We start from the raw sequence: 15,189 nt of genomic DNA, 5'->3' as shown, positions 1-15,189 counted from the left end.
CGATGAACGCTATTAAAAACATAGCGCTTGCCGCTTGCCTGGCAAGCGGTACGGCCATTTTTTATACGCAACCCCTGTTCGCGCTGGAAGCCGAGGCGGCCGGCCCGCTGTCTGGCGCCCGCCTGGTGGGCCAGGGCACGTTGAGCTTTCTGGGGTTCGATGTGTACCGTGCGCGCCTGTGGGCCGCGCCCGGGTTCGACTCCAGCGACTACGCCGCCCACCCGCTGGCGCTGGAGCTGACCTACCACCGCGGCTTCTCGGCCGATGCCATCGCCAAGCGCTCGCTCGACGAGATGCGCCGTGTGGGCAGCTTCACCCCCGAGCAGGCCGCGCGCTGGCAGCAGGCGCTGCAGGCCGCACTGCCGGACGTCAAGCCCGGCGACCGCCTGCTGGGCGTCTACCAGCCCGGTGCAGGCGCGGTGTTCCGCATGGGCGGGCGGGTGGTGGGCGAGGTGCCCGACGCCGAGTTCGCGCGCCTGTTCTTCGGCATCTGGCTGTCGCCCAAGACGTCGGAGCCGGCGCTGCGCCAGGCACTCATCGCCTCGCCCCGCAACGCAGGGTCGCCCCCGTGACCCCGCAGGCCCTGCAGTCGCCGCTGCGCGCCGGGCAGGGCCTGGCGTATGGCCTGCTGGGCCTGCCGCTCGCGTTCGTCGCGCTGCCGCTGTACGTGCTGCTGCCCAACCATTACGCGCGGGAGTTCGGCATGCCGCTGGCCACGCTGGGCGGGCTGCTGCTGACCGCGCGGCTGCTCGATGCCGTGTCCGACCCGCTGCTGGGCCGGCTCTCCGACCACCTGTTCGGCCGTTCCACGCGGGCCGTGCTGGGGGTGGGTGCGGTGTCTGCGGGAGTCATGGCGCTGGGGCTCACGGGTCTGTTCTTTCCGCCGGTGCAGGCGGCGGGTTCGCTCACCGTCTGGGCCTTTGCGGCGTTGGTGGTGACCTATCTCGCCTACAGCCAGCTGGGCATCGCGCACCAGTCGTGGGGCGCGCGCCTGGGTGGGGACGAGCTGCAGCGCAGCCGCATCGTGGCCTGGCGCGAAGGCGCAGCCCTGGTGGGCGTGGTGCTGGCCTCGCTGCTGCCCGCGCTGGCAGGGCTGCCGGCCATGCTGGGTGTTTTTGCGCTGGCGCTGGGCCTGGGCTGGTGGGCCTGGAGCCGCGCGCCACGGCCTGCGATGGATGCCGCTGCGGCCGGGCAGACCGCGTTGCAGGCACCACCGGCCGCCCTGTGGCGCCCGCTGCAGCGCCCGGCGTTCCGGCGGCTGCTGGCGGTATTCGTGCTCAACGGCATCGCCAGCGCCATCCCGGCCACGCTGGTGCTTTTCTTCGTCCAGGACTTGCTGCAGGCCCCGCCCGCGCAGGAGCCGCTGTTCCTGGGCACGTATTTCGTGTGCGCTGCGTTGTCGATCCCACTGTGGCTGCGCGCCGTGGCGCGCTTCGGGCTGGCGCGCACCTGGCTTGCGGGCATGCTGCTGGCCATTGCGGCGTTCAGCGGCACGGCGCTGCTGGGCGCGGGCGACGTGTGGCCGTTTGCGCTGGTGTGCGCGCTCTCGGGCGTGGCGCTGGGCACCGACCTGGCCCTGCCCAGCGCGCTGCTGGCCGGCGTGATCGCCGCCGAGGGCGACAGCGGCCGGCACGAAGGCGCGTACTTCGGCTGGTGGAACCTGGCCACCAAACTCAACCTGGCGCTGGCGGCCGGCCTGGCGCTGCCCCTGCTCGGGGCTCTGGGCTACACGCCCGGCACCCGCAGCGACGCCGGCCTGCAGACCCTGAGCCTGGCCTACGCGGTGCTGCCCTGCGCGCTCAAGCTGATGGCCGCCATCGCCCTGTATGCCCTGATCCTGCGCCGCCCCCCGGCGGGCGCAGCCCTTCCCCTGCGAGGTACCCCATGACAATCAACCGACGCCACATCCTCGCCGCAGCCGCCGCCAGCCCCGTGCTGCTGGCAGGCTGCGCCAGCCAGAACCTGGAGGGCTACGCCAGCGAAAAGCCGGTGCTCGACCTGGCCCGGTACTTCAACGGCACCATCGATGCGCACGGCATCTTCCAGGACCGCAGCGGGCAGATCGCCCGCCGCTTCACGGTGGTCATGGTCTGCACCTGGACGGGCGACCAGGGCGTGCTGGACGAGGCCTTCACCTATTCGGACGGCACCACGCAGCGGCGCGTCTGGCGCCTCACGCGGCTTGCCGACGGGCGCTACACCGGCACGGCGGACGACGTGATCGGCGAGGCCCGCGGACAAACGCGGGGCAACGCCTTCCAGTGGAACTACACGCTCGCGCTGCCGGTGGGCGGCTCGATCTACCACGTCGATATGGACGACTGGATGTACCTCATGGACGACCGCGTCATGCTCAACCGCGCCACCATGCGCAAGCTGGGCGTGCGGCTGGGCGAGGTCACGCTGTCCTTCACCCGGCGCGCGCCATGAGCCTGAACCCGCCCCAGCGCGACTGGCACGGCCGCCGGGCCTGGCTCATCGGCGCTTCCACCGGCATCGGCCGGGCCACGGCCTCGGCGCTGCATGCGCGGGGTGCGCGCGTGGTGGTGTCGGCCCGTGACGACAAGGCACTGCAGGAGTTCGTGCGAGAGCACCCCGGCAGCGAGGCCTGGCCCCTGGACGTGGCCGCGCCCGAGCAGGTGCAGGAGGTGGCCGCGCAGGTGCTGGCCGGCGGCGCAGTGGACCTGGTGTGCTACTGCGCAGGCACCTACCGCGAGATGCGCGCCACCGAGTTCGACCTGGCCGACATGCTGCGCCACCAGCAGACCAACTACACCGGCGTGCTGCACGTGCTGGGCGCCGTGCTGCCGGCCATGCTGGCCGCCGCCGCACGCGGCCAGCCCGGGCACCTGAGCGTCATCAGCAGCGTGGCGGGCTTTCGGGGCCTGCCCAAGAGCTTGGCCTACGGGCCCACCAAGGCCGCGCTGATCAATCTGGCGGAGGCGCTGTACCTGGACCTGCACGACCTGGGGATCGGCGTGAGCGTGATCAACCCCGGGTTCGTGTCCACGCCGCTCACCGCGGGCAACGACTTTCGCATGCCCGCACTCATCACGCCCGACGCGGCGGCCGCGGCCATCCTGCAGGGGTGGGGAGAGGGCCAGTTCGACATCCACTTCCCCAAGCGCTTCACGCGCGTGATGAAGGCGCTGCGGCTGCTGCCGTATGGTTGCTACTTTCCGGCGGTGCGCCGCTTCACGGGACTATGACCACAAGTTTCTCGCCCTCTCCCCCGCCCGAGGCCGCCGGCGGCGCGCCCACCGCCACGCCCGAGGCCGTGGCCCGCGTCGTGGCGTTCTTCGAGCAGCTGTCCCCCGCCGATGTCGCGCACATCGGCCGCCTGTACGCACCGGCTGCGCGGTTCAAGGACCCGTTCAACGACGTGCAGGGCGTGCCCGCCATCCAGGGCATCTTCGAGCACATGTTCACGTCGCTGCAGGCGCCGCGCTTCGTCGTCACCGGCCAGGTGGTGCAGGGCGACCAGTGCTTTCTCACATGGGACTTCGTGTTCGCGTTCCGCAATTTCCACCAGGGCGTGCAGCAGACGGTGCGGGGCGCGTCGCACCTGGTGTTCGACAGCCGGGGGCTGGTCACGCTGCACCGCGACTACTGGGATGCGGCCGAAGAGCTGTACGAGAAGCTGCCCGTGGTGGGTGGGCTGATGCGCTGGCTCAAGCGGCGCGCGAACAGCTGATGGCTTCCGCTTGCAACAACACCCATCGTTCACCGTTCGCGCAGTGCCAGCCCGCACGCAGCGCAGGGCTTGGGCAGGCTCAGTCCGAACGGTCGGGGGTTGAACGGCCCCATGCAGACCCCCTTGCACGGCCGGGGCTGATAGCGGTCAGCCCCGCGCCCGCAGCCGCGAGTGGCCGGGCAGCGGCACCGCGCGCTGCAGCACGCCTTCGGCCAGCCACACCGCGCTATCCCACGCACGCTGCGCTACGAAGGGCAGCGGCAGCTGCTGGTAGTCGTCGTTGAAGACCTCGAAGCTGTAGTCGCCCTGGTAGCCCATGCCGTCGAGCGTGCGCACCAGTTCGGCCAGCGCCTGGCTGTGCACGCCCTCGCCGGGGAACACCCGAAAGTGCCGCGCGGTGTCGATGCGCTCCTGCACCGTGCGCGTCTCCTGCCACATGAAGTCCGACAGCTGCACCAGGTAGATCTTCTCCGGGTCCACGTCGCTCAATGCCGACAGCGGCGTGCTGGTGGCGAACTGGTGGTACGAGTCGATGGCCAGGCCCAGGTTGGGGCAGTCGGCCTGCTCGACCGCGGCCCAGGCCTGGTGCACCTCGTTGATGTGCCGGCCCCACGACAGGCCCTCGAACGCGATGCGGATGCCGTGCGGCAGCGCCAGCATCGCGAGCTTGCGCAGGTCGCGTGCAATCGCGTCGGCGTCGGCCGTGGCGTGCGACGAGGTGGAGCTGCAGGCCAGCAGCACGGGCGCACCCAGGTCGCGCGCCATCAGGATCATCTGCTTGGCGATGTCCACCTTGTAGCTGTGCAGGTGGCCCGACAGGCCCTCGAAGTCGCGCAGCACCTGAAAGCCCGTGACGCGCAGCCCGCTGCTGCGCACCGCGTGCACGGCGGCCTCGATGCCCTCGGGGTGGCCCACGATGTCGCGGGCGGCCAGCATGATCTGGCCGAAGCCTGCGGCCTGGATGGCGGCGAGCTTGGCCTCCAGCGGGCCGGCGAGGCTGATGGTGTCCATGCCGAAATCGGCGACGTTGCGTTGCATGGTGGATGTGCGCATGGCGGCTCGGCTCCGGTGCGGGGTCAGCGCTGGTCCAGCACCAGCTCGAAGCTGGGGGCACCGGCTTCGGCCCGCGTGAGGGCGCCGCGTGACTCGGTGTGCACGCCGGTGGGCGACTCCACGAAGTCCACACCGCGTGCGCGCAGCGCATTCACCGTGGCCAGCACGTCGGGCGTGCCGAAGGCCACGCGCTGCAGCAGCTCCTCGGGGTCGGCATCGAGCGCGTCCACCAGCGGCTCGATGAGCTGCCAGTGCAGCGTGCCGCAGGGGCTCGCCAGGATGCGGCCGTGCGTGAGCACGCCAAACGACGTGTCGGGCGACAGCTCGGCAAAGCCGAACAACTCGCCGTAGAAATGCGCCCAGTCCTGCGCGCGGCCCAGTCCGATGTACTGCACCACGCCGAACAGGTGCAGGCCCTGCATCGCGGGCGACAGGGCCGTCGGCGAGGGCTGCACCGTGGGGATGGACACGAAGTCCACGTCGTAGATCGAAAAATCCTTCCAGCGGTCCACGAAGTAGATGCGGCTGGCGCCCACGCCGTGGATGGCGGGGATGTTCAGTTCCATCACCTCGACCTCGGTGTGCACGGCCCATGCGCCCAGCGCGAGCACGCGGCGGTAGGCCGCGGCGGCATTGCCCACGCGGAACGCCACGGCGGTGAGCACCGGTTGCTCGGTCAGCGCTGCGGGTGCGTGCACGCCGGTGCGCTCCTCGTCCTGGTGCGCGTTCACGATGATGTTCATATCCCCCTGGCGGTACAGCAGCACCTCGCGCGAGCGGTGGCGCGCCACGGGCTGAAAGCCCATGCGCTCGAGGGCCTGGCCCAGCGCCTGGGGGCGGCTGGTGGCGTATTCGATGAACTCGACGCCCTGCAGGCCCAGGGGGTTGGGCATGTCGCCCAGCGCTTCGCGGGCGGCCATCATCGGGGTGCTCATGGGTTCAACTCCTGGTGTTGTGCCGCGCGCGCAGGGGCGTCAGCGGGCGGTGACGAGGCGGCGGAAATGCGCGTCCATGCGCGCAGCGTCGGGGGCTTCGCCGGTGAACAGCTCGAACGCGCCCACGGCCTGGCCCACGGCCATGCCGCCGCCGTCCGACACGCGGCAGCCCAGCGCGCGTGCGGCCTGCACCAGCGCGGTGTCGAGCGGGAAGTACACCACCTCGGACACCCACATCGCGGGGCGCAGCAGGCCCACGTCCAGCGGCAGGCCGGGCAGCTTGTCCATGCCCGTGGGCGTGGCGTGGATGAGGCCGCTGGCGCTGGCCATGGCGGTGGGCAGGTCTGCAGCCTGTGCCCGTGCGCCATACAGGGCGTTCACGTCGGCGGCCAGCTGCGCTGCGCGTTCGGGCTGGGCATCGACGATGCTCAGGCGCTGCGCGCCCAGGCGCAGCACGGCGTGGGCGATGGCAGCGCCTGCGCCGCCCGCGCCCAGCAGCAACACGTGCGACAGGTCGGCCTGGGGCAGTGCGCGGGTAAAACCCCACGCCCAGCCCGAGCCGTCGGTGTTGTGCCCCACCAGTTGGCCGTCGCGGATCACGACCGTATTGACCGCGCCCATGGCCTGGGCTTCTTCGGAGAGTCTGTCCAGGTACGGGATCACCGCCTGCTTGCAGGGGTAGGTGACGTTGCAGCCCGCGTAGCCCATGATGCGCGCGGCGGACAGCAGCGTGGGCAGTTCCGCGGCCGACGAGGCCGAGCGGTCCAGGTCGATGAGCTGGTAGTGCAGGCGCATGCCGTGGTGCCGCGCTTCTTCTTCATGCAGCGCGGGCGACAGCGACTTCTGGATGCCGGCGCCGATCAGTCCGATCAGTACCTTGCGGGGGCTCAGGGGCGGCATGGCAGTCTTTGCGGGAGCGGTCGGGGGATCGGAGAGCAGGGTGCTCATGGGGGATAGGCTTGGGTGCGCTGCGCCAGCGCGCAGCGCACGGGGTGGAGGTAGCGTTACTTGGTACCGCGCAGCTTGGCCAGCGTCGCATAGACCTCTTTCACGGTCTCGGCGCCCACCTTTTCGCTGTGCTTCTCGACCACGGGCTTGACCTTGGCGCGCAGCTTGTCGAGCTCTGCAGCGGGGAACTCGGTGACCTGCATGCCGGCCTTCTTGAGGTCTTCGAGCGCCACGTTGGCCTGCACGCGCGAGACGCCGCGCTGGAACGTGGTGGCCTCGGCCATGGCTTCGGTCACGGCCTTCTGGTCCGCGGGGCTCAGGCTGTCCCAGAACTTCTTGCTCACGATGACGGCCTGCGGGTTGTACATGTGGCGCGTGATGGTCAGGTACTTCTGCACCTCGGCGAACTTGGACGACAGGATGGTGGAGACCGGGTTCTCCTGGCCGTCCACGGCCTTTTGCTCCATGGCGGTGTAGAGCTCGGGGAAGGGCATGGGCACGGCGTTGGCGCCCAGCGCGTTGAACATGTCGATGTAGATCGGCGACTGGATCACGCGGATCTTCAGGCCCGCGATGTCCTCGGCCTTGGTGATGGGCCGCTTGCTGTTGGTCACGTTGCGAAAGCCCAGCTCCCAGTAGCCCAGGCCCACCAGGTTCTTGGCCTGCAGTTTGTCCAGCAGCTTCTTGCCGAAGGGGCCATCGGTCACGGCATCGGCTTCTTGCGGCGAGGCGAACAGGAACGGGAAGTCATAGATGCCGAACTCCTTGGCCTGGGCCGACAGGATGCCGGCGTTGAGCACCGTCATCTCCACCGTGCCGCCTTGCAGGGCCGAGACGGTCTGCAGGTCGCCGCCCAGCGTGCCGCCGGGGAACAGCTTCACGGCGATGCGGTTGTTGGTCTTGGCCGCGACGAGGTCGGCGAACTTCTGTGCGCCCTGCGCCTGCGGGTGGTCCTTCTGGTTCTGGAACGCGAACTTGATAGTACGCTCCTGCGCGTGCGCAGCGGGCAGCAGCGATGCGGCAACGAGGGCGGTGGCCAGCAGGGTCTTCAAGAGTTTCATGGATGTCTCCTTGGGTTTTTGGGCGGTGCAGAAACGACGACGGAAAAGGGTTGCGCGGTGTGCGTGGAATGCTCGGATGGGTGGGCGTATCAGCCGCCCAGCCAGCGCATGGGCACGGTGACGAGCGAGGGGAACAGCACCATGAGGAACATCACGATGAACTGCGCCAGCATGAACGGCATGACGCCGCGCGTGACCTGGCCCATCGAGATGCGGCCCACGCCGGCCACCACGTTGAGCACGGTGCCCACGGGCGGCGTGATGAGGCCGATGGAGTTGTTGATGATGAACAGCACGCCGAAGTACACGGGGTCGATGCCGGCGGCCTTGACCACCGGCATGAGCACGGGCGTCATGATGAGGATGGTGGGCGTCATGTCCATGGCCGTGCCGACCACCATCACGAGCACCATGATGGCGATCAGCAGCAGCGTGGGGTTGCCCATGAAGGGCTCCAGCATGCCGATGACCTTGGCAGGGAGGTCGGCCACGGTGATGAGCCAGGCCGACACCATGGCCGCAGCCACCAGGAACATGATCACGGCGCTGGTGCGGGCCGCCGTCTTGAAGATGACGATGAGCTGGCGCCAGGAGAGTTCGCGGTAGACCACCATCGAGACGACGAGCGCGTACATCGCGGCCACCACGGCGGCCTCTGTGGGGGTGAACACGCCCATGCGCAGGCCCACCAGGATGATGATCGGCAGGCCCAGCGCCCAGCCGGCCTCGCGCAGGGCGACCTTCAGTTCAGCCCGCGTGGCGCGCGGCGGAGGTGTGACGTTTTCGCGGCGGCCCACCCACCACCAGGTGAATGCCAGCGACAGTGCCAGCAACAGGCCCGGGAAGATGCCCGCCAGGAACAGCTTGCTGATGGACACGTTGGCGGCCACGCCGAAGATCACGAAGCCGATGGACGGCGGAATGATGGGACCGATGACGCCGGCCGAGGCGATGAGGCCCGCAGAGCGCTCCTTGCTGTGGCCTGCGACCACCATCATGGGCAGCAGCAACGAGGTCAGCGCAGCCGCGTCGGCCACGGCCGAGCCCGACACGGCCGACAAAATCACGGCGGCCATGATGACCACGTAGCCCAGGCCGCCCGGGATGTGGCCGACCAGCGCCAGCGCGAGCTTGACGATGCGGCGCGACAGGCCGCCCACGTTCATGATCTCGCCGGCCAGCATGAAGAAGGGCACGGCCAGCAGCGGAAAGCTGTCGGCACCGTTGATCACGTTCTGCGCCAGGATCTGGGCATCGAACAGGTCCAGGTGCCACATCAGCGCCACGCCGCTGAGCAGCAGCGCATACGCGATGGGAATGCCGATGGCCATGGCCACCAGCAGCGAGCCGAGGAAGATTGCGACGGTCATGGAAAGAGTGCTCCGGGCGGTTTGTTCTCAAGGCGTGAACACGTTGTCAGGGCTTGCCCGAGCCCGGCGCGCTGCGGCCGTCCAGGCTCTGCGCCATGGCAGCGGCATCGGCTTGCTGGACGTCGCGCTGGATCTGCTCGAGCGCAGCCGCCTCTTCGCTTTCCTGCACCATGATCAGTTCGCGGTCGGTGAGTGGCAGGAACAGCGTGCGCAGCAGGTCGCGCAGCAAAATGGCAATGGCCGATGCGCCCATGAGCACCCCGCTGGCGTAGAAGATGCCGACCGAGGCGCCGGTGACCGGTGCTTCGGTCTCCCAGTTGATCAGCGTCTGCGCCCAGCTGCCTGCGAGCAGCAGCCACGAGACATACAGCATGGCCATCTGGGCCAGCACCAGGCAGATCTTCTTGCCCAGCCGGGGCAGGCGCACCACCATCGCGTCCACGCCCAGGTGGCCGTGTTCGCGCAGCGCCACCACGGCGCCCATGAAGGTCAGCCACACGAAGAGCCAGCGCGACAGCTCCTCGGACACGGTGATGCCCGAGTTGAAGGTGTAGCGCAGCACCACGTTGCCGAAGACGAGCACCACCATGATGGCCAGGCACAGGCCCGCGAGGGCGTCCAGGGCGCGGGTGTAGCCCCGCAGCACGCGGTCAGCCAGTGCAAACATGGTGTCTCCGTTCTTGTCGTTGATGCCGGTAAATAATTTTGTACGAACTGGTTAGTATTTGATCTAGGTGCAAACCCTGGACCGGGGAGTGCCATAAAGAATGAGGAACGGGAACGGGAACGGGAACGGGAACGGGAACGGAGGGCGGGGGCAGCCTGAGCGAGCCGCACGGTCTGCGCAACCGCCCCAGCGCCATCGCCAGCGCACCCGCGCATGGGCCGCCCCGCTGCGCCGGGTGCGTCCCCCTTGGGGGAATGGCGCGCAGCGCCTCAGAGGGCGTTACTTCAAGAAGCGGACGATCATCTCGATGATCGATGCACGGCGCGCTGCCGTGGCGTCGGCGGAGTCCAGCGAGCGCTTGAAGATGGCGCCGAAGGTGTGCTGATTGGCCACATTGAAGAAGCACAGCGCCGAGATGGACATGTGCAGGTCCACCGGGTCCACGTCGGGGCGGAACACGCCGCTGGCCACGCCGCGCTGGTAGACGTCGCGCACCGCGTGGATCACCGGGATGTTGAGCTCCTGGATGGTGGTGGAGCGGCTGATGAACTCGCCCCGGTGCATGTTTTCGTTCATCACCAGGCGGATGAAGTCGGGGTTGGCCAGCTGGTAGTCGACTGTGAAACCCACCAGCGTGCGCAGGGCTTCTTCGGGCCCGAGGTCTTCGAGGTGCAGCTCCGACTCGATGCGCCGGATGCGGCGGTACGCGTCTTCCAGCACCGCCACGTACATGCCTTCCTTGCTACCGAAGTAGTAGTAGATCATGCGCTTGCTGGTGTTCGTGAGCGCCGCGATCTCGTCGATGCGAGCCCCCGCCAGGCCCTTGTCCGCGAACTCCGCCGTGGCCACCTGCAGGATGTTGGCCATGGTGCGGTCCGGGTCGTTGATCCGCACCCGGTCGGCGCCCGGCGTGGCGGCGGCAGCGCGGGCTGCGCGTTGCCGTGCGGCACGGGGGGTGGTGGCCTTGGCGGCCTTGACGGCCGTGGCAGGCTTGCCAGCCTTCGCAGGCTTGCCAGCCTTCGCAGGCTTGTTCGGTTTTTGAACCATCTCGTTCATAAGCTTCGTAGCATATGGCACGCCCTGGATGTCTCCAGGGCGGCACGGCCACGGCGCCAAGGCACGGCTGTGGCCTGCCAATGCACGCGCAGGCTCAGGAGCACGCGCAGGCTCAGGACGGCTTGGTGTCCGCGAAGCTCGGGCGCAGCATGAGCTTGTCGAGCAGCTTGGCGAGGTTGGGGTACTCGGCGCGCCACGCGATCTCGGGGAAGCGGAACTCCAGCCAGCCCAGGGCGCAGCCCACGGCGATGTCTGACAGGCTCAGGTGGATGCCGCTGCAAAACGGCTTGTCGCCCAGGCCCTGGCTCATGGACTTCAAGCTGTCGTTCACCTTGCGCAGCTGGCGGTCGATCCAGGGCTGGCTGCGCTCGCTGTCCTTGCGGTGGGCCCAGGTGGCTTCCAGGCGCGCCAGGATGGCGGCGTCCACGAGGCCATCGGCCAGGGCTTCCCAGGTCTTGACCTCGGCGCGCTCGCGGCCCTGGCTGGGGATGAGCTTGCCCACGGGCGAGAGGGTGTCGAGGTACTCCACGATCACGCGCGAGTCGAAGACGGCTTCGCCGCCTTCCATCACCAGGCAGGGCACCTTGCCCAGCGGGTTGGACGTGGCAATGGTGGTGTCGTCCGCCCAGACGTTCTCTTGCACGAACTGGTAGTCGAGCTTTTTTTCCGCCATCACGACGCGCACCTTGCGGACGTAAGGGCTGGCAGTGGCTCCGATCAATTTCATGGTGTGGCTTCCAGTGCGCGGTAGTCTGAACAATCGAGTTTGATTCTATCGGCTGCGCCTTGGCACCACCGCCGGGCGGGCCGCAGGTGTGGCAAAGCCGTGACACTGGCCCAACACCTACAATTGCGCGCCATGAGCCTGTCCACCATTACCGCCCTGTCGCCGCTTGACGGCCGTTACGCCAGCAAACTTGCCGCCCTGCGCCCGATCATGAGCGAGCACGGCTACATGCACCGCCGTGTGCAGGTCGAGGTGGCCTGGTTCATCGCCCTGTCCGACGCGGGCTTTGCCGAGTTCAAGCCCCTGACCACCGGCGCACGCGCCTATCTGCTGGGCCTGATCAAGAATTTCTCCGAAGCCGACGCTGCGGCCATCAAGGAGATCGAAAAAACCACCAACCACGACGTGAAGGCCGTGGAGTACTGGATCAAGAGCAAGTTCGAAGCGCGTCCAGAACTCGAGAAGGCCTCGGAGTTCGTGCACTTCGCCTGCACGAGCGAAGACATCAACAACACCAGCCACGCGCTGCAGCTGCGCTCGGGCCGCGACCAGGTCGTGCTGCCGGGCCTGGACCGCATCGTGCTCAAGCTGCGCGAGATGTCGCACGCCTACGCCGACGTGCCCATGCTCAGCCGCACCCACGGCCAGACGGCCAGCCCCACCACGGTGGGCAAGGAGATGGCCAACGTGGTCATGCGCCTGCAGGCCGCCAGCGAGCGCATCGCCAGCGTCAAGATCATGGGCAAGATGAACGGCGCCGTGGGCAACTACAACGCCCACCTGTCCGCCTGGCCCGACTTCGACTGGGAAGCCTTCAGCAAGAAGGTCATCGAGACCCCCGAACCGCTGGGGCTGGGCCTGACCTTCCAGCCGTACTCGATCCAGATCGAGCCGCACGACTACATGGCCGAGCTGTTCGACGCCGTGGCGCGCGCCAACACCATCCTGATCGACCTGTCGCGCGACATCTGGGGCTATGTGAGCCTGGGCTACTTCAAGCAGCGCCTCAAGGCCGGCGAGATCGGCTCGAGCACCATGCCGCACAAGGTCAACCCCATCGACTTCGAGAACGCCGAAGGCAACCTGGGCCTGGCCAACGCGCTGCTGCGCCATCTGTCCGAGAAGCTGCCAATCAGCCGCTGGCAGCGCGACCTGACCGACAGCACGGTGCTGCGCAACATGGGCGTGGCGCTGGGCTATGCGGCGCTGGCGTACGCCTCGCTGCTGGCGGGCCTGAACAAACTCGAGTTGAACGAAGAAAACCTGGCCGACGACCTCGACTCCGCCTGGGAAGTGCTGGCCGAGCCCATCCAGACCGTGATGCGCCGCTTTGGCGTGCAGGGTGCGTACGAGAAGCTCAAGGAAGTCACGCGCGGCAAGACGGTGACGGCAGAGGCGCTGCACGGGCTGATCCGCTCGCTGGAGATCCCTGAAGCCGAGAAGGACCGCCTGCTGGCCATGACGCCGGGCAGCTACACAGGCAAGGCGGCGGAGCTGGCCCGGAGGGTGTAGCCCCCTGAGGCGCTTTGCGCCTTCCCCCCAAGGGGGACGCACCCGATGGCCTGGCGAAGCCAGTCCCACGGATGCGCTGGCTTGGGCAGTGCCCATAGGTTGCTGCTGCCGAGTCGCGGTGCGCATCTGTTTTTTTCAAGCCTTTTTGGCCTCCACCGCTTGATAGGCAAGCGGCGGAAGCTATGACATTTATAGCAAGGCCCCATGGCAATCAAATCCACGATCTTCAAGGCGCATCTCTCGATCGCCGACATCGACCACGGCTACTACGCCGACCATGCGCTCACCCTGGCCCGCCACCCCAGCGAAACCGACGAGCGCATGATGATCCGCCTAGTGGCCTTGGCCATTCAGGCCCACCAGCTCAACGACCTGTGCAAGGGCGACGGCACGCTGACCTTTGGCGCGGGGCTGTCCGACCCGGACGATCCCGATGCGTCGCTGACCGACTTCACGGGCCGCAAGCGCGTGTGGATCGAGGTGGGGCAGCCGGAAGACAAGCCGCTGACCAAGGCCTGCAGCAAGTCTGACGCGGTGATCGTCTATTGCTTTCACCATGCGGCCGAGGTGTGGTGGCGGGGCATCGAGCCGAAGCTGTCTCGCCTGGAAAAACTGCAGGTCTGGCGCATACCCACCGAGGCATCCCAGGCGCTGGCCCAGTTGGCCGAGCGCAGCATGCAGCTGCAGGCCACGGTGCAGGAGGGCGCGATCACCCTGAGCAGCACCCAGGGCAGCGTGCATGTGGAGCCTGTGCGCTGGAAGTGACCCCGGATTCCAGGGCTCAGCGTTCATTAATTGGGAAAAAAGAAGCTACCGCTTGATAGATGGGCGCTGGCAGCTATTAATTTGATAGTGATTGCGCGGCATCGCATTCCGCCGCGCTGAATTCCTTCGCTGTGGCGGTGCCGGTCAATCGCGCGGCATGAGCGCGCCGCACTGCCAGCACTGCTCGAAGCCGCCCTCCACCATCTCGCCACAACGGCAGGTCCAGCGGCGCTGGGGCAGGTCCTCCAGTGCCTGGAGCAGACTGCGGGCAGGGGTGGCGTGTTCGTCGTACTCCAGCCAGATCTCGGGCAGGCACTGGTCGGGCGGCAGGTGGCCGGCTGCGGCGCCCAGGTACTGGCGCTGTACCGATGCTGCCATGCCCGCCTCGCACAGCAGGTCTGCCCAGAGCGTGGCAATCGCGATGTTCGGGGCTTGGGTCAGGCGCAGCATGGGCCCACCATAGCGGTTTGCTCCCGTGGCGTACAGCCCTGCGGCCATTCAACCCTCGGGCCTGCTTCCGGTCGGAGTGCTGTCGTATCTGCCACAACCTGCTCCAACCTGCTCCAGTCTGCGGCGCCTGCCGCACCTGGTCGCACCTGGCCGCAGTGACCGACTGGCAGATCTTTAGGATGCGGCCTCGGCAGCCGACGCCCTGGACGACGCGCCTTCGGCCGCACGCTCTGCGTACCGGTTGAAGCGCCAGGCCGAGTGCTCCAGCGTGATGCGCCGCCACACCACGCGCTTTTGCACCGGCGTGAATGCGGGCCAGAACTGCACTTCGTCAAACGTGCGCCCGCAGCCTTTGCACAGGTCGTCGCCCTGGCTGGTGGAGCAGATGGCGATGCACGGCGTGTCGGGCGTGGTGTCGTACCAGGCCTGCCACGCGGCCTGGGCCTCGGGCGGCACGGCGGCTTCGTCCACCTCGTCCTCGCGCCGGAACACCATGAGCGCGTACAACTCCCCCAGCGCCCGGATCTCCGGCGCCAGGCTCACCCCATCGGGCGACGGGGAGCGTCTGCGCCAGTGGTTGATGGCGGCTTCTATGTCGGTGATGTGGAGGGCGGCCATTGGAGAAAGATCAGAAGGGGCTGGATCATAGCTGCCCGTCCCGGGGCCTCCTGCCAACGGTGTTATTCGCTTGCGACGGGTGCTCTGGCAGAGATTCATGGGTCCGCTGTAAGCATTAACCACAACGAGTCGCCCTTGCGCGCAGGCGCTGGCGATGTTCCAATCGCAGCTTCGAAGGGGAGTAGCTCCCGACTAGCCACCCGGCGCGGCCAGAACCCTGGCGGATCGGGCGGCGAGGCATCGGATACGTCGTCAGTACGAAGCGAACCATCGCTTCCGGCGGTCCGGGCCTGGCGCACACAGTGCGTCAGGTCGAGCAAGACCTTTGATGGG

Annotated in this window: 17 protein-coding genes; 7 read left to right on the top strand and 10 right to left on the bottom strand. The window is 68.0% G+C overall.

Going from position 1 to position 15,189, the window contains the following annotated elements:
- Nucleotides 1-2 precede the first annotated feature (2 nt).
- From ASF16_RS19445 to ASF16_RS19425, 5 genes are read left to right on the top strand one after another with little or no spacing between them, the layout of a single operon-like run.
- On the top strand, nucleotides 3-572 hold the full coding sequence (locus ASF16_RS19445; RefSeq protein ID WP_082517043.1) for a chalcone isomerase family protein: 570 nt from the start codon (nucleotides 3-5) through the stop codon (nucleotides 570-572).
- Nucleotides 569-1,888 carry an MFS transporter gene (locus ASF16_RS19440; RefSeq protein ID WP_056171257.1) on the top strand — a complete coding sequence of 440 codons (1,320 nt, stop codon included), beginning with the start codon at nucleotides 569-571 and terminating at the stop codon, nucleotides 1,886-1,888. Before ASF16_RS19445 ends, ASF16_RS19440 begins: the two co-directional genes overlap by 4 nt.
- The gene (locus ASF16_RS19435) at nucleotides 1,885-2,430 is read left to right on the top strand and encodes a DUF3833 domain-containing protein (RefSeq protein WP_056171255.1); all 546 of its coding nucleotides are present in this window, start codon (nucleotides 1,885-1,887) and stop codon (nucleotides 2,428-2,430) included. Before ASF16_RS19440 ends, ASF16_RS19435 begins: the two co-directional genes overlap by 4 nt.
- Complete coding sequence (locus ASF16_RS19430; protein ID WP_056171253.1) at nucleotides 2,427-3,209, top strand: SDR family oxidoreductase; 783 nt, start codon at nucleotides 2,427-2,429, stop codon at nucleotides 3,207-3,209. The genes ASF16_RS19435 and ASF16_RS19430 overlap by 4 nt, the downstream gene beginning before the upstream one ends.
- Complete coding sequence (locus ASF16_RS19425) at nucleotides 3,206-3,694, top strand: nuclear transport factor 2 family protein (protein ID WP_056171251.1); 489 nt, start codon at nucleotides 3,206-3,208, stop codon at nucleotides 3,692-3,694. Before ASF16_RS19430 ends, ASF16_RS19425 begins: the two co-directional genes overlap by 4 nt.
- A 147-nt stretch (nucleotides 3,695-3,841) precedes the next feature.
- Here ASF16_RS19425 and ASF16_RS19420 read toward each other — a convergent pair whose 3' ends face one another.
- The 8 genes from ASF16_RS19420 to ASF16_RS19385 form a co-directional block, all read right to left on the bottom strand.
- The gene (locus ASF16_RS19420) at nucleotides 3,842-4,747 is read right to left on the bottom strand and encodes a sugar phosphate isomerase/epimerase (RefSeq protein WP_056171249.1); all 906 of its coding nucleotides are present in this window, start codon (nucleotides 4,745-4,747) and stop codon (nucleotides 3,842-3,844) included.
- A gap of 23 nt (nucleotides 4,748-4,770) precedes the next feature.
- Complete coding sequence (locus ASF16_RS19415; RefSeq protein WP_056171247.1) at nucleotides 4,771-5,682, bottom strand: 4-hydroxyphenylpyruvate dioxygenase; 912 nt, start codon at nucleotides 5,680-5,682, stop codon at nucleotides 4,771-4,773.
- Between the two features lie 39 nt (nucleotides 5,683-5,721).
- Nucleotides 5,722-6,630 carry a shikimate dehydrogenase gene (locus tag ASF16_RS19410; RefSeq protein ID WP_056171243.1) on the bottom strand — a complete coding sequence of 303 codons (909 nt, stop codon included), beginning with the start codon at nucleotides 6,628-6,630 and terminating at the stop codon, nucleotides 5,722-5,724.
- Nucleotides 6,631-6,686: 56 nt separating this feature from the next.
- Nucleotides 6,687-7,691 (bottom strand): TRAP transporter substrate-binding protein, encoded by a 1,005-nt coding sequence (locus tag ASF16_RS19405; RefSeq protein ID WP_056171242.1) that lies wholly within the window; start codon nucleotides 7,689-7,691, stop codon nucleotides 6,687-6,689.
- Between the two features lie 89 nt (nucleotides 7,692-7,780).
- A complete protein-coding gene (locus ASF16_RS19400; RefSeq protein WP_056171240.1) occupies nucleotides 7,781-9,061 on the bottom strand; it encodes a TRAP transporter large permease in 1,281 nt (426 codons plus the stop codon).
- A 46-nt stretch (nucleotides 9,062-9,107) separates the two neighbouring features.
- Nucleotides 9,108-9,728, bottom strand: coding sequence for a TRAP transporter small permease (locus ASF16_RS19395; RefSeq protein ID WP_056171238.1), 621 nt, complete (start codon nucleotides 9,726-9,728; stop codon nucleotides 9,108-9,110).
- 279 nt (nucleotides 9,729-10,007) lie between these two features.
- Nucleotides 10,008-10,784, bottom strand: coding sequence for a TetR/AcrR family transcriptional regulator (locus ASF16_RS19390; RefSeq protein ID WP_082517041.1), 777 nt, complete (start codon nucleotides 10,782-10,784; stop codon nucleotides 10,008-10,010).
- Between the two features lie 112 nt (nucleotides 10,785-10,896).
- Nucleotides 10,897-11,511: a glutathione S-transferase N-terminal domain-containing protein gene (locus tag ASF16_RS19385; RefSeq protein ID WP_056171236.1), complete on the bottom strand. Its 615-nt coding sequence runs from the start codon at nucleotides 11,509-11,511 to the stop codon at nucleotides 10,897-10,899.
- Nucleotides 11,512-11,643: 132 nt separating this feature from the next.
- Here ASF16_RS19385 and purB point away from each other — a divergent pair, with 132 nt between their 5' ends.
- Complete coding sequence (purB, locus tag ASF16_RS19380) at nucleotides 11,644-13,023, top strand: adenylosuccinate lyase (protein ID WP_056171234.1); 1,380 nt, start codon at nucleotides 11,644-11,646, stop codon at nucleotides 13,021-13,023.
- A 204-nt stretch (nucleotides 13,024-13,227) separates the two neighbouring features.
- Nucleotides 13,228-13,788, top strand: a complete 561-nt coding sequence (locus tag ASF16_RS19375; RefSeq protein WP_056171232.1) for a YaeQ family protein — start codon at nucleotides 13,228-13,230, stop codon at nucleotides 13,786-13,788.
- Nucleotides 13,789-13,932: 144 nt separating this feature from the next.
- Here the strand turns inward: ASF16_RS19375 and ASF16_RS19370 are convergent, their stop codons facing one another.
- Both ASF16_RS19370 and ASF16_RS19365 read right to left on the bottom strand, forming a co-directional pair.
- Nucleotides 13,933-14,238: a hypothetical protein gene (locus ASF16_RS19370; protein ID WP_056171229.1), complete on the bottom strand. Its 306-nt coding sequence runs from the start codon at nucleotides 14,236-14,238 to the stop codon at nucleotides 13,933-13,935.
- Between the two features lie 174 nt (nucleotides 14,239-14,412).
- Nucleotides 14,413-14,856: a DUF3717 domain-containing protein gene (locus tag ASF16_RS19365; protein ID WP_056171227.1), complete on the bottom strand. Its 444-nt coding sequence runs from the start codon at nucleotides 14,854-14,856 to the stop codon at nucleotides 14,413-14,415.
- Between the last annotated feature and the right edge of the window lie 333 nt (nucleotides 14,857-15,189).

Source organism: Acidovorax sp. Leaf78, from assembly GCF_001422735.1.
GTDB lineage: Bacteria > Pseudomonadota > Gammaproteobacteria > Burkholderiales > Burkholderiaceae_C > Acidovorax.
This window is presented reverse-complemented; position numbering and strand designations above follow the sequence as displayed.

What these genes read in the sequence shown, in the direction of transcription:
- ASF16_RS19405 (WP_056171242.1), bottom strand. Translation starts at nt 7,691, where the DNA reads ATGAAACTCTTGAAGACCCTGCTGGCCACCGCCCTCGTTGCCGCATCG.
- ASF16_RS19370 (WP_056171229.1), bottom strand. Translation starts at nt 14,238, where the DNA reads ATGCTGCGCCTGACCCAAGCCCCGAACATCGCGATTGCCACGCTCTGG.
- ASF16_RS19445 (WP_082517043.1), top strand. Translation starts at nt 3, where the DNA reads ATGAACGCTATTAAAAACATAGCGCTTGCCGCTTGCCTGGCAAGCGGT.
- ASF16_RS19400 (WP_056171240.1), bottom strand. Translation starts at nt 9,061, where the DNA reads ATGACCGTCGCAATCTTCCTCGGCTCGCTGCTGGTGGCCATGGCCATC.
- ASF16_RS19365 (WP_056171227.1), bottom strand. Translation starts at nt 14,856, where the DNA reads ATGGCCGCCCTCCACATCACCGACATAGAAGCCGCCATCAACCACTGG.
- ASF16_RS19435 (WP_056171255.1), top strand. Translation starts at nt 1,885, where the DNA reads ATGACAATCAACCGACGCCACATCCTCGCCGCAGCCGCCGCCAGCCCC.
- ASF16_RS19385 (WP_056171236.1), bottom strand. Translation starts at nt 11,511, where the DNA reads ATGAAATTGATCGGAGCCACTGCCAGCCCTTACGTCCGCAAGGTGCGC.
- ASF16_RS19375 (WP_056171232.1), top strand. Translation starts at nt 13,228, where the DNA reads ATGGCAATCAAATCCACGATCTTCAAGGCGCATCTCTCGATCGCCGAC.
- ASF16_RS19415 (WP_056171247.1), bottom strand. Translation starts at nt 5,682, where the DNA reads ATGAGCACCCCGATGATGGCCGCCCGCGAAGCGCTGGGCGACATGCCC.
- ASF16_RS19430 (WP_056171253.1), top strand. Translation starts at nt 2,427, where the DNA reads ATGAGCCTGAACCCGCCCCAGCGCGACTGGCACGGCCGCCGGGCCTGG.
- ASF16_RS19425 (WP_056171251.1), top strand. Translation starts at nt 3,206, where the DNA reads ATGACCACAAGTTTCTCGCCCTCTCCCCCGCCCGAGGCCGCCGGCGGC.
- ASF16_RS19390 (WP_082517041.1), bottom strand. Translation starts at nt 10,784, where the DNA reads ATGAACGAGATGGTTCAAAAACCGAACAAGCCTGCGAAGGCTGGCAAG.
- ASF16_RS19420 (WP_056171249.1), bottom strand. Translation starts at nt 4,747, where the DNA reads ATGCGCACATCCACCATGCAACGCAACGTCGCCGATTTCGGCATGGAC.
- purB (WP_056171234.1), top strand. Translation starts at nt 11,644, where the DNA reads ATGAGCCTGTCCACCATTACCGCCCTGTCGCCGCTTGACGGCCGTTAC.
- ASF16_RS19410 (WP_056171243.1), bottom strand. Translation starts at nt 6,630, where the DNA reads ATGAGCACCCTGCTCTCCGATCCCCCGACCGCTCCCGCAAAGACTGCC.
- ASF16_RS19395 (WP_056171238.1), bottom strand. Translation starts at nt 9,728, where the DNA reads ATGTTTGCACTGGCTGACCGCGTGCTGCGGGGCTACACCCGCGCCCTG.